This is a genomic window from Streptomyces sp. NPDC005774 (assembly GCF_042871645.1).
In the GTDB taxonomy this organism is placed as follows: domain Bacteria; phylum Actinomycetota; class Actinomycetes; order Streptomycetales; family Streptomycetaceae; genus Streptomyces; species Streptomyces pratens.
Map to the genome: position 1 here is coordinate 33,405 of NZ_JBIAIV010000004.1, position 13,321 is coordinate 46,725.

7 protein-coding genes and 1 pseudogene are annotated in these 13,321 nt (G+C 73.1%); 6 read left to right on the forward strand and 2 right to left on the reverse strand.

Annotation, left to right across the window (positions count from 1 at the left end):
• Window positions 1-279: 279 nt before the first annotated feature.
• From ACFYQA_RS05495 to ACFYQA_RS05515, 5 genes and pseudogenes are all read left to right on the forward strand, one after another.
• Window positions 280-2,925: an alpha/beta fold hydrolase gene (locus ACFYQA_RS05495; RefSeq protein WP_388911892.1), complete on the forward strand. Its 2,646-nt coding sequence runs from the start codon at window positions 280-282 to the stop codon at window positions 2,923-2,925.
• Complete coding sequence (locus ACFYQA_RS05500) at window positions 2,922-3,848, forward strand: ABC transporter permease (RefSeq protein ID WP_388911895.1); 927 nt, start codon at window positions 2,922-2,924, stop codon at window positions 3,846-3,848. Before ACFYQA_RS05495 ends, ACFYQA_RS05500 begins: the two co-directional genes overlap by 4 nt.
• Window positions 3,849-4,018: 170 nt before the next feature.
• Complete coding sequence (locus ACFYQA_RS05505; RefSeq protein ID WP_388911898.1) at window positions 4,019-5,668, forward strand: von Willebrand factor type A domain-containing protein; 1,650 nt, start codon at window positions 4,019-4,021, stop codon at window positions 5,666-5,668.
• A gap of 159 nt (window positions 5,669-5,827) precedes the next feature.
• Window positions 5,828-7,746: pseudogene (locus ACFYQA_RS05510) on the forward strand (AMP-dependent synthetase/ligase).
• A 356-nt stretch (window positions 7,747-8,102) separates the two neighbouring features.
• Window positions 8,103-9,038: a chaplin gene (locus ACFYQA_RS05515; RefSeq protein ID WP_388911901.1), complete on the forward strand. Its 936-nt coding sequence runs from the start codon at window positions 8,103-8,105 to the stop codon at window positions 9,036-9,038.
• Between the two features lie 208 nt (window positions 9,039-9,246).
• On the opposite strand, the gene ACFYQA_RS05520 is transcribed toward ACFYQA_RS05515, so the two are convergent.
• Both ACFYQA_RS05520 and ACFYQA_RS05525 read right to left on the reverse strand, forming a co-directional pair.
• Entirely contained in the window at window positions 9,247-10,515 is a 1,269-nt protein-coding gene (locus tag ACFYQA_RS05520) for an FAD-dependent oxidoreductase (RefSeq protein ID WP_388912378.1), read from the reverse strand.
• Window positions 10,516-10,517: 2 nt separating this feature from the next.
• Window positions 10,518-11,771 (reverse strand): ATP-grasp domain-containing protein, encoded by a 1,254-nt coding sequence (locus tag ACFYQA_RS05525; protein ID WP_388911904.1) that lies wholly within the window; start codon window positions 11,769-11,771, stop codon window positions 10,518-10,520.
• 204 nt (window positions 11,772-11,975) lie between these two features.
• On the opposite strand from ACFYQA_RS05525, the gene ACFYQA_RS05530 reads away from it, so the two are divergent.
• Window positions 11,976-13,280, forward strand: a complete 1,305-nt coding sequence (locus tag ACFYQA_RS05530) for a glycosyl hydrolase (protein WP_388911907.1) — start codon at window positions 11,976-11,978, stop codon at window positions 13,278-13,280.
• The last annotated feature ends 41 nt before the right edge of the window (window positions 13,281-13,321 follow it).

Consider the following 13,321-nt stretch of genomic DNA (forward strand, 5'->3'; position numbering starts at 1 on the left):
GGGCTTCAACCCGGAAGGTGTGGTCCGAAGGCCCATGGTGTGCGTGACGGCCCGTCGGCCTGCCGCACCGCACCGGCAGCCCGTTCGTCCTGGTGTGCCGTCGCGCGTGGTGTCGGCGGACGGGCCGGAGGGCTGCATCGCCTCGTGCTCCCGGCCGGTGCCGTCCCGCCGCTACCACGGACGCAGTACGCGCGAGCCCCCGCGTACGCCGCTGGGAGGTCCCCGGGTTCGGCCCACGGGCGGCGTCGGACCCACGGACGGACCCCGTACGGTTGACGCATGGATCTTCGACTGCCCGGGGCACGACGGCTCCGGTCGCGACGAATCGCGGCCGCCGCTGCCGCCGTCGTCGTGCTCGCCGGTGCCGGTACCTGGACCGCCGCCGCCTCGGACGACGTGCCCGCGGTCGACCGCGCCGACCGGACAGTGGCGACCGGCGACGGAGTGCGCATCGACACCTCGTACTTCACCGCCGGACCGGACGGCCGCCGGCCCGCCGTCCTGCTCGGGCACGGCTTCGGCGGCAGCAAGAGCGACGTGCGGAAGCAGGCCGAGGACCTCGCGCGCGAGGGGTACGCCGTACTCACCTGGTCCGCGCGCAGCTTCGGGAAGTCCACCGGGAAGATCGGGCTGAACGACCCGAAGGGCGAGGTAGCCGACGTCTCCCGGCTCATCGACTGGCTCGCCGAACAGCCCGAGGTCGAGCTGGACAAGGACGGCGACCCGCGCCTCGGCATGGCCGGCGCCTCCTACGGCGGTGCCATCGCGCTGCTCACCGCCGGGCACGACGACCGGGTGGACGCCATCGCCCCGGCGATCACCTACTTCGACCTCTCCGAAGCACTGTTCCCGAATGGCGTGTTCAAGAAGCTGTGGGCGGGCATCTTCGTCAACTCCGGCGGTGGCTGCGAGAAGTTCGAGCCCGCGCTGTGCCGGATGTACGAGCGGGTCGCCGAGTCCGGCACCCCGGACGCCGAGGCCGTCGCGCTCCTGAAGGAACGGTCCCCGTCCGCCGTCGCCGACCGCATCGACGTGCCGACCCTGCTGATGCAGGGCCAGTCCGACTCCCTCTTCCCGCTCGGCCACGCCGACGCCGCCGCGAAGGCGATCCGCGCGAACGGCGCCCCGGTCGACGTCGACTGGATCGCCGGCGGGCACGACGGCGGGGAACCGGAGACGGACCGCGTCCGCGCCCGCACCCGGGCCTGGTTCGACCGGTACCTGAAGGACGACAAGGGCGCCGACACCGGCCCCGCCTTCCGCGTCACCCGCACCGGAGGCGTCGACTCCACCGACGGGCGGGCCGTGCTGAGCGGCGCGAGCGCGGACCGCTACCTGGGCCTGACCGGCGGCGGGAAGGACTTCCCGCTCGCCGGACGCGAGCAGAGCTTCGCCAACCCGGCCGGCGCCAGTCCGCCCGCCGTCTCCGCGCTGCCCGGCCTCGGCGGTGCCGGCGGCCTCTCCCAGCTGTCGTCCCTCGGCGTCGGCGTCTCCCTGGACTTCCCCGGCCAGCACGCCCGCTTCGAGTCCGCCCCGGTCACCGGCGACCTGCGGGTCACCGGCTCGCCGACCGCCACCGTCCACGTGAAGTCGACCGGTGACGACGCCGTCCTCTTCGGCAAGGTGTACGACGTCGGCCCGGACGGACGGCAGCAGGTACTGCCCTCCCAGCTGGTCACGCCGGTCCGGGTCGAGGACGCCAAGGCGGGCAAGGACGTCACCGTCACGTTCCCGGCCGTCGACCACGAGGTCCGGCAGGGACACCGCCTGCGGCTCGTCCTCGCCTCCACCGACCTCGGCTACGCCTCCCCGGCCGCCCCGGCGACGTACACGGTCTCCCTGAAGGGCGACCTCACCGTGCCCACCGCACCCGAGGTCGCCACCGCCGCGGCACCGCTGCCCTCCTGGGTGTGGTGGCTGCCGCTCGCCGGAGCCGTCGCCGCCCTCGCCCTGGTGTTCACCGGCCGCCGCCGCGCGACGGCCACGCCCCCCGACCCCGGACTCGCCGGCGTACCTCTGCAGATCACCGGCCTCAGCAAGCGCTACGCCCGGTCCGCCGACCGGTACGCCGTACGGGACCTGTCGTTCCGCGTGGAGAAGGGCCAGGTCCTCGGCCTGCTCGGACCGAACGGCGCGGGCAAGACCACCACCCTGCGGATGCTGATGGGCCTGATCAAGCCCGACGACGGCGAGATCCGCGTCTTCGGCCACGCCATCCGCCCCGGCGCGCCGGTGCTCTCCCGGGTCGGCGCCTTCGTCGAGGGCGCGGGCTTCCTCCCGCACCTGTCCGGCCGGGAGAACCTGGAACTGTACTGGCAGGCCACCGGCCGCCCGGCGGAGGACTCCCGCATGGAGGAGGCCCTGGAGATCGCGGGCCTCGGCGACGCCCTCGCCCGCGCGGTGCGCACCTACTCCCAGGGCATGCGCCAGCGCCTCGCCATCGCCCAGGCCATGCTCGGCCTGCCGGACCTGCTCATCCTGGACGAACCGACCAACGGCCTGGACCCGCCCCAGATCCGCGAGATGCGCGAGGTGATGATCCGGTACGCGGCCGCCGGACGCACGGTGATCGTCTCCAGCCATCTGCTCTCCGAGGTCGAACAGTCCTGCACCCACCTCGTCGTCATGGACCGAGGACAGCTGGTCCAGGCCGGGCCGGTGCACGAGATCGTCGGCTCCGGCGACACCCTGCTCGTCGGCACCGGGTCCCCCGTGGACGAGCCGCTCGCCGGGAAGGTGGCCGCCCTGCCGGGCGTCGCCTCGGCGGTCCCCACCGACGACGGGCTGCTGGTCCGCCTCGACGCCGACGGCACCGCCGCGCGCCTGGTCGCCGAACTGGTACGGCTGGACGTGCCGGTGGCGTCGGTCGGCCCGCACCGCCGCCTCGAAGACGCCTTCCTCACGATGATCGGAGGTCCCGCATGAGCGCGCTCGACGAACGGACCGGGGCCGGCGGGCCCGCCGGGACCACTGGAACCACCGGCCCCGGACAGCCGGCGGAACCGGTGGAGACGGCCGACGGCTACCGCGCGGGCCGCACACTGCCGCTGCGGGTCGAACTGGCCCGGCAGCTGAAGCGCCGCCGTACCCTCGTCATGGGCGCGATCCTGGCCGCCCTGCCGTTCGTGCTGGCCGTCGCCTTCGCCATCGGAGGCGAGCCGGAGGGCCGCGAGGGCCGGGTGACCCTGATGGACACGGCCACCGCGTCCGGCGCCAACTTCGCCGCCGTGAACCTGTTCGTCTCGGCCGGCTTCCTCCTCGTCATCCCCGTCGCCCTGTTCTGCGGGGACACGGTCGCCTCGGAGGCCGGCTGGTCCTCGCTGCGCTACCTCCTCGCCGCCCCGGTGCCGAGGATGCGGCTGCTGTGGTCCAAGCTCGTCGTCGGCCTGGGGCTCAGCCTCGCCGCGATGGTGCTGCTGCCGGTGGTCGCGCTCGCCGTCGGCACGGCCGCCTACGGCTGGGGCCCGCTGCAGATCCCCACCGGCGGCTCGCTCGACCCCGCCACGGCGGCCCAGCGGCTCGTGGTGGTCGTGGGCTACCTCTTCGTGTCCCAGCTGGTCACCGCCGGACTCGCGTTCTGGCTGTCGACCCGCACCGACGCCCCGCTGGGCGCCGTCGGCGGCGCGGTCGGCCTGACCATCGTCGGCAACGTCCTGGACCAGGTGACCGCCCTCGGCGACTGGCGTCACTTCCTGCCCGCGCACTGGCAGTTCGCCTGGGCCGACGCGGTCCAGCCGACCCCGCAGTGGTCCGGCATGATCCAGGGCACCGCGGTCTCGGTGACGTACGCGCTCGTACTGTTCGCGCTGGCCTTCCGCGGCTTCGCCCGCAAGGACGTGGTGTCGTGACGGCGGGTCCCGGGTCAGGCTCAGGTCAACGGAGCGTCACCCACCGGTCTCGGCGGGCGGGTTCCGTGCCCGCTTCGAGACCCATCCGCAACGCCCCGTAGCGCACGTTCCGCCCCGCCCCGGCGTCACAGTCGAGAAGTCGACGCCAACGGCAGCAGGGGGAACGGACGATGAAGCGGACGACGGACCGGACATCGAACGGGACGAGGACGACACGAAGGAAGGGCGCCCGGGCACGCCGCCTCCGCGCCGCGCTGGTCGCGCTCACGGCGGCGAGCGGTCTGCTGCTCACCGCGTGCGGCGGCGGGAGCGGGAACGGCGGCAAGACCTCCGACTCCTCGTACGAGGGCGAGGGCGGGCCCGGAGGAGGGACCGGGGGCGGCGGGAACAGCGACGCGGCTCCGCTCCCCGCGCCCGACGGCACCCGCGGCGCGGACCGGCAGCGCGAGGGGGAGCAGGACGGACGGCGGGACATCGCCCCCGACCCCGACCACCTGTCCACCTTCGCCCTCGACGTCGACACCGCCTCCTACGGCTACGCCCGCCGTACCCTCTCCGAGGGCCGGCTGCCCGACCCGTCGACGATCCGGCCCGAGGAGTTCGTCAACAGCTTCCGGCAGGACTACGAACGCCCGGACGGCAACGGCTTCACGGTCACCGTCGACGGCGCCCGCGTCGACGGTGACCGCACCGACGAGGACGACTGGTCCCTGGTCCGCGTGGGCCTCGCCACCCGGTCCGCCGGGACGGACGGGGACCGCCCGCCCGCCGCGCTCACCTTCGTCATCGACGTCTCCGGCTCCATGGCCGAACCGGGCCGCCTCGACCTCGCCCGGGAATCCCTCGCCACCATGACGGACCGGCTGCGCGACGAGGACTCCGTGGCGATCGTCACCTTCAGCGACGAGGCCGAGACCGTTCTGCCGATGACCCGCCTCGACGGCAACCGGGGCGAGATCCACGACGCCATCGAGGTCCTGGAGCCCGCGCAGTCCACCAACCTCGGCGCGGGCGTCGAGACCGGCTACGAAACCGCCGTCGAAGGGCTGCGCGAGGGCGCCACCAACCGGGTCGTCCTGGTCTCCGACGCGCTCGCCAACACCGGCGACACCGACGCCGACACGATTCTCGAACGCATCGGGGAGTCCCGCCGCGAGCACGGCATCACCCTCTTCGGCGTCGGCGTCGGCAGCGACTACGGGGACGCCCTCATGGAACGCCTCGCCGACAAGGGCGACGGCCACACGGTGTACGTGTCCGACGAGGAGGAGGGCCGCGAGGTCTTCTGTGAACAACTGCCCCGCAACATCGAACTGATGGCCAGGGACGCGAAGGCCCAGGTCGCCTTCGACCCCGAGGCGGTCGCCGAGTTCCGCCTCGTCGGCTACGAGAACCGCCGGGTCGCCGACGAGGACTTCCGCGACGACGACGTCGACGGCGGCGAGGTCGGCCCCGGCCACACCGTCACCGCCCTGTACGCGGTGCGCACCCGGTCCGGCGCCTCCGACGGCCACCTCGCCACGGCCACCGTCCGCTGGCTCGACCCCACCTCCCGCGCCCCGCACGAGGAGAGCGGCACCCTGGAGGCCGACGACCTCGGCGACTCCGTCTGGACCGGCGGCCGGGGCCTCGCCGTCACCGCGACCGCCGCCTACTTCGCCGACGCCCTGCGCCCGGACGGCCGACGCCACCGCGCCCTGCCCGGCGCCCCCGGCCTCGGCGAACTCGCCGGCCACGCGGCCGGCCTGGCGGACCGCACCGAGGACAGGGACATCCACGACCTGGCCGAAGCGATCCGCACCGCCGACCGCCTGTCCTGAACCGACCGCCTGTCCTGAACCGACCGTCCGCGCTGAACCGACCGTCCGCGCTGAGGGGCCCGCCCCGTTGACTCGTCATTACGCACGGGTAAGTTTACTTTGGAGTAAGTGAATGGGGCGGCGCCAGTACGACCGCATCGGCCGCGACCGGGAGCCGTCATGGGTGTACGCAAGGATCTGAAACGCGCGAAACGACGTACCGACCTGGCCGCCCGCACCAGAACCGGGACCACCAGGGACGAGCACGGCGTCGTGCGCGAGGTCCGTACGGAGCCCCTCGCATCGCGGCCGACCGCCGGCAGCACCGCCGACATCCCGTTCACCAACGCGGCCGAGGCCCCGGACGACGTCGTCCTGCGCCGCGAGCGGCACGGCACCTGGCACCCGGTCACGGCGGCGGCCTTCGCCCAGGAGGTCACCGCCGTCGCCAGGGGCCTGGTCCCGGCGACCGGGTCGCGGTGATGTCCCGCACCCGCTACGAATGGGCGCTGCTGGACTTCGCGATCTGGTCCGCCGGCGGCCAGAGCGTCCCGGTCTACCCCACCTCCTCCGCGGACCAGGTCGAATGGATCGTCCGCGACTCCGGCACCCGCTTCGTCGTCACGGAGACCCCGCAGAACACCGCCACCGTCACCGCGGCCACCGCGGCCCTCCCCGAACCGCCGCGCACCTGGGAGCTCGACGCGGGCGCCCTCGCCGACCTCATCGCCCTCGGCCCGAACGTCCCCGACGGGGAGATCACCGCACGCCGCACCGCCCTCACCCCCGACACCACCGCGACGATCTGCTACACCTCCGGCACCACCGGGCGCCCCAAGGGCTGTGTCCTCACCCACGCCAACCTGCTTGCCGAGGCCGGAAACACCGTCGAACTCCTCCACCCCGTCTTCAAGGAGGTCACCGACCGGACCGCCTCGACGCTGCTCTTCCTCCCGCTCGCCCACATCCTCGGCCGCACCCTGCAGATCGCCTGCCTGATCGGCCGCATCGAGGTCGGCCACCGGCCGAGCATCAGACCCGCCGAACTGCGCCCCGCCCTCAAGCGGTTCCGTCCGACCTTCCTCGTCGGCGTCCCCTAACTCTTCGAGAAGATCCACGACACCGGCCGCGCCACCGCCGAGAAGCTCGGGCGCGGCGCTTCCTTCGAACGCGCCCACCGCGTCGCCGTCCGCTTCGGCGCCGCCCACCTCGACCGGTTCCTGGGCCGCGGCAAGGGACCGGGCCCGCGTCTGTACGCCGCCTGGGCGCTGTACGACCTGCTGGTCTACCGGCGGGTCCGCAAGGAACTCGGCGGCCGGGTGCGCTACGCCATCAGCGGCGGCTCCCCGCTCGAGCGCGACCTCAACCTCTTCTTCTACGCGGCCGGAATCCTCGTCTACGAGGGCTACGGCCTGACCGAGACGACCGCCGCCGCCACCCTCGTCCCGCCGCTCGACCCCCGCCCCGGCACGGTCGGCCTGCCGATCCCCGGCACCACCGTCCGTATCGCCGACGACGGCGAGGTCCTCGTCAAGGGCGGCATCGCCTTCGGGGCCTACCGCAACGACCCGGCCGCCACCGACGAGGTGCTCACCGACGGCTGGTTCGCCACCGGCGACCTCGGCTCCCTCGACGACCTCGGCTCCCTCGACGACGACGGCTGTCTCACCATCACCGGACGCAAGAAGGACATCCTCGTCACCTCCGGCGGCAAGAACGTCTCCCCGGCCGTCCTGGAGGACCGTCTGCGCAGCCGCCCGCCCGTCGGCCAGTGCCTGGTCGTCGGCGACAACCGCCCCTACGTCGCCGCGCTCGTCACCCTCGACCCGGAGACGGTCGGGCACTGGCTCGCGGTGCGCAAGCTGCCCGCCGACACGCCCCTGTCCGAGGTGACCGACGACCCCCGGATGCGCGCCGACGTCCAGAAGGCCGTCGACTACGCCAACGAGGCCGTCTCCCGCGCCGAGTCGATCCGCGCCTTCACCCTCGTCGACGGCGAGTTCACCGAGGAGAACGGACTGCTGACCCCGTCCCTGAAGGTCAAACGCCGGGCGGCACAGGCGGCGTACGCACGGGAGATCGAGAAGCTGTACTCCTGACGGGGCGGACGGCCCGCGAAGGGGCCAACCGGGTGAACCTGCGCAACCGTTTCCCGTATGCCGGGTTACTGAAGCAGTAGGGCACGCGACGCCACGAGAAAGGAACGCGCTGTGCTGCTCCGTCCGCGGTACACGGGTTTGTCCCGCAGGCCTTCCCGCCTGTGAGTCGAGGGCGAACACGGGAGCCGCTGCCGGCGTCGAGTCTGCCGCCGTCGGACCTCCGGGTGTTCTTCTCGACGCGTAGCACGCTGTGGCGTCCGACGCACCGGCCTCTCGGCTCCGCCATGGCCGACTTCGGACGTCGATCTCCGTGCCCGGGCCGGCTTTCCACCTCTTCAAGCAGGAAGACCACGACATTGCGACAGACCCTGAGCAGGGGAGCGTTCGCGGCGGCCGCCGCCACGGGCCTCCTCTCCCTGTACGGCGCCCCCGCCCTCGCCGACACGTACGCGGAGGGGGCAGCCACGAACTCCCCCGGCGTGCTGTCCGGCAACAACGTCCAGGCACCCATCGAGGTGCCGGTGAACGCGTGCGGCAACACCATCGGTGCGGTCTCCGCACTCAACGAGGCGTCCGGCAACACGTGCGTCAACGGTTCGCACCACGGCGACAGGTCCGATCAGCGCGCGGCCACCCCTTCGTACGGCGACTCCGGCGGCGGTGGCGCGCACGCGGAGGGAGTCGCCAAGAACTCCCCCGGCGTGCTGTCCGGGAACAACGTCCAGGCACCGGTCCACGCGCCGGTGAACGTGTGCGGCAACACCGTCGACGTGGTCGGGGCGCTCAACGAGGCGTCCGGCAACACATGCGTCAACGGCTCGCACCACGACGACAGGTCCGAGAACCGCGCGTCCAGCACCTCGCAGGGCCGCTCCGACGGCGGTGGCGCGTACGCGGAGGGAGTCGCCGAGGGTTCTCCCGGCGTGCTGTCCGGGAACCTCGTCCAGGTCCCGGTCCACGCGCCGGTGAACGTGTGCGGCAACTCCATCGGTGTGCTCGGGCTGCTCAATTCCGCCTACGACAACGACTGCGGCAACGGATACACGCCGGACGAGCCGCAGAAGCCCGGTTACGAGCCCGAGGACGAGACCCCGTCGTCCCCGCCCGTCCGTACGTACACCCCGCCTTCCACGCCCGTGACGTACACGCCGCCCCCGGCCACCGGCGAAGAGCCGCCCCACCTGGCCGAGACCGGCAGCGACAACGCGCTGCTGGCCTCGGGCGCCGGCGCGGCCCTCCTCGTGGGCGGGGCGCTGCTGTACCGCCGCGGGCGGGCAGCCGCCCGCCGATAGCGGTTCCCGGGTGCCGGACCCCGTCCGGCCGGTGCCCGCGACCCTGCCGGCCGCGCACGCCCCCGGACCGGTCCGGGCCACCCTTCGAGGGGCCCGGACCGGTCCGGGGGCACCGTGCTGTACGGGACGGGAATGGGACGGGAATGGGACGGGCCGCTGACGGCCGGTTCGCCGTCAGCGGCCCGTAAGGGTCCCGCGGGACGGCGTGTCAGCCGCTCACCGACGCCGGGGACTCGGTTCGGCTGCCGCCCGAGGGGACGGGGACCGTCGCCCCGCGCAGCGGAGTCCCGCCGAGCCGTCGGCGCACCCCCCGGACGAGGGTGGGCGCCGTGAACGTCGCGCCGTGGACGAAGCGCATGGCCGGACCGAAACCGGAGGAGGTCACCAGGCCCGCGAGGAACAGGCCGGGGTGGGACGACTCGAAGCCGCGCCCGGCCGCCGGGGAGCCGTCGGGCAGGACCGCCAGCGCCCCGCGCAGTTCGGCACAGAGCAGGCCGAGCCGGTCGCGCTGCGCCCGGAACCCCGTGGCCGCGATGACGTGCTCGGTCTCCAGAGCGCCCGTGGTGCCCTCGCGGTTCATCGTGTCCAGCCGCACCCCGCCCGGCACCGCACAGGCCGCGGTGACCTCGTGGCCCGGCATCAGATCCACCGTGCGCTCCACCCGGTCCCGCACCCACCAGGCCCCCGCCGGACCCAGCGCCGTCCCCGTGATACGGGTCCGGGTCTGCTGCGGCAGCCGCCGGAAGAGGCCGGGACGCTCCGAGTAGAACCAGTTCCGCCAGCCGGGGCCCAGACCGCTGTGCGGGGAGCGGACCGACTGCCACCAGGGGCGCTCCCAGGGCGGCGGCACGTCGTTCCACACCAGCCGCTCGGACCGCGCCAGCACCCGTACGCGCGTGCCCTGTTCGGCGAGCAGCGCCGCGGTCTCCAGGGCCGCCTGGCCGCCGCCGATCACCGTGACGTCCTTGCCGAGGAACTGGTCGAGGCTGTTGTGGTGGCTGCTGTGCGTCACCAGGGACGGGTGCAGTCCGCGCAGGGCCGCCGGGACCTCGATGAACGGCATCACTCCGACCGCCAGCGCCACCGTCCGCGTCTGCAGCGCCTGACCGTCCGCGGTCACCACCGTGAAGCCGTGGGGACCCGACGACACCCGGGTCACCATGCGCTCGTCCACGTCCGGCACGGCGTGGCGCGCGAACCACAGGCCGTACGACGCGAACTCCTCCACCGGAATCGGCTCGGCGTGACGTGCCGTCAGCCCCTGTTCCTCGCAGTACGCGGCCAGGGTCCACCGCCCGCCCGGATCCGAAAGGTTGGACGCCCAGGGCTCCGACTTCAGGAACATGCCGCCGGGCATGTGGTCCCGCCAGGACGCCATGGGCCGGCCGAACACGCGCAGACGCAGCCCGGCGGCCGCGGCGTGAGAGGCGATCGACAGGCCGTACGGGCCGGCGCCGACCACCAGGAGGTCATACATCATCAACTGCTCGCTTTCTCATTGTCGGTCAGGGAGGGGGAGGCCGCCCGGTGGACCACGGGGGACGCCGGCGCGACCGGGCCGCCGCCCAGCCGCTCCCGCAGCCGGCCGGACACATGACGGGCCCACAGGGACCACATCGCCCGTCCGGGACCCCGGTCGTCCGGGGCGTACCAGGCCAGTTCGCGTCCGCCCGGCGCCGCACGCAGCACGGCGAGCGGTGCGTAGTTCTCCACCACGAAAGCCCGTCCGGCCACCGGGTCCCCGTCCGGCAGCGGACGGCCCGTCAGGTCCAGGTGCAGGGCGCGTACGACGTCCAGTCCGGCCGTGTCCTCGAAGAGCCGGAACTGGGCGCCGGGGCGCGGGTTGAAGTCGAGCAGGTGGTAACGGCCCGTCGCGTGGCAGCGGCGGAAGTCGAGGTCGAAGACGCCGCGGTAGTCCAGTTCACCGGTGAGCCGCTCGGCCAGGGCCCGCACCCGCGGGTTGGGCGCCCAGTTGCCCACCGCGGTCAGTCCCGCGCCCCGCGGCCAGGCCAGCCGCTTGACGCCCGGTCCGCCGGCGCGCACGGCACCCGAGTGGTCGGCGTAGCCGTGGAAGAACCAGTCCCGGTCCGGGCCCGGCGGCAGATACGCCTGCAGCAGGAGCGGGCTGCCCGCCTCCTCGCTGCGCAGGTGCAGCTCCCGGGCCTGCCGCGCGGAGCGCACCAGCAGGGTGCTGCGCAGCCCGCTGCCGGCCGGCAGCAGCCAGGGCCGGCTCCACTTCGCCACCACCGGGAGCCCGAGCCGCGTCGCGTCGGCGGCGGCCCGCTCCGGGCTGTCGGGGACGAGCGTCTCCGGGTGCGGAAGGTCCGCCGACGCGCACACGGCAGCCAGTTCCGCCTTGTCGGCGACGCGTTCGGGCAGCGTGCCCGGCATCGCCGGCAGCAGGTAGGAGGGGGCGAGAGCGTCCCGCAGGCGTCCCGCGGCGATCGCGCTCGCGTCGTCCATCGGAACCAGGACGGCAGGACGCGCGATCCGGTCGGCGACACGGCGCAGCACGGCGAGGATGTCGTCCGCGGACGCTCCGGTCGGCGGCGGCGTATGCAGCCGGTGCACATAGCGGGAGCTGCGCACGGGGCTTCGGGACTCGTCGGCGACGACATGCACCTCCACTCCCGCCCTGCCCAGCGAACGCACGGCCCCCAGCGTTCCGTGATGGAAGGGATTCCGGTCGACCCGCAGAATCACGGCGGGGACACGGGTGTCGAGCAGTGGCACGAATTGTCTCTTTCTTTTTGAATTCACTCACCCGCACAGGCGAGCTCGGCACTCGAAAGTCGCAGTGCCAGTGGCACCATGGGAATTCCTGTGACTGACTTTCGGATGACTGTTCGTCAATAACGATTCCGGAGACGGAAGGTCGGAAGCTCGGAAGGTCAGAACCTCAAAAGGCCGGGAACGAGAGCGAAGACAGGAGCAGGAATGGCCCCACAGCACGAACGTGTCCGGGCCCGCGGACTGGTCGTGGGCGCGGTGGCGATGGCCGTGTCGGCAGCCCTGGTGTCCGGTCCGGCGGCGGCGGCGGGCACCGGCGCCCCTCGCGTTCCGGCGCCGGATCCGACGGCGTCCGCGGTCACTTTCCCGGCCCTCGCACAACGGCCCGTCCCCGTGCCGCCGGTCCTGGCGCCGTCGGTCACCGTCCTGTCGGTCGCCGCCCCGTCGGTCCCGGTGCCGGCCGTCAGGCCGCCGGCCGTTCCGGTGCCGGGTACGCAGGGCCCGCCCTTCGGTGTCTTCCTCGGCTCCGACGAGCGGGGCGTGGCCCACATGGAGCAGTTCAGCCGCTGGCTGGGCGGCGCCGAACTCCGTGTCGGCCACACCTATCTGCCCGGCAACGACTGGAGCGACATCGAGGGCGACATCCGCTTCCTCGAGTCGTGGGCGCGCTGGCGCAACGAGAAGGACGACCGGATGTTCGTCCTCAACGTGCCCCTGCAGGAGCGCAACGAGGAGGGTGTCCCGGACCACGAGGTCCGGGAACTGCTGCGGCGGGGCGCGGCCGGGGAGTTCGACCACCACTTCCGCGCGCTGGCCGAACGGCTGGTCCGGCTGAAGGTGCCGGACACGATCCTCGTGCTCGGCTGGGAGATGAACGGCGTCACCTACACCCATCGGTGCGGACCGGACCCGGAGTCCTGGAAGACGTACTGGAACAGGATCGTCACCACCATGCGCGCGGTGCCGGGCCAGAAGTTCCGGTTCGACTTCACGCCGAGCCGCGGCCGGGACGCCGTTCCCTGGACGCAGTGCTACCCGGGGGACGACACGGTCGACATCATCGGCATGGACTCCTACGACCAGCCGGCCGGAATGCCTTTCGACGAACAGGTCCGGGAGCCCTACGGACTCCAGGCGCACGTGGATTTCGCGAAAGCCCACGGCAAACCCGTCTCCTATCCCGAATGGGGGCTTTTCCGCAACGGCGACAATCCCGAGTACATGCGGCGCATGCTCGCCTGGATGGACAAGCACAAGCCGCTGTACAACACGCTGACCGACTACTGCCCGCACGGTGTGTGGCGGTGCGACCAGAACCAGGCCTCCTCCCGCCACTACCGGTCCGTCCTCTCCGGCCGCGAGGTCGTGGTGCCCCCGGCCCCCCCGGTGCTCACGCCCGTGCCACCCGTCCCCACCGCGCCGTCGCCCCCGAAGAAGTGCTCGCCGCTGGATCTGGGCAGCAGGGTGGAGTTCTGGCTCGGCGGGAAGTTCTGCCTCCGCTCCGACTGGTGAGCGCGCGCCCGTCGCGGCCGTCACCGGCCCGGCGGGATTCG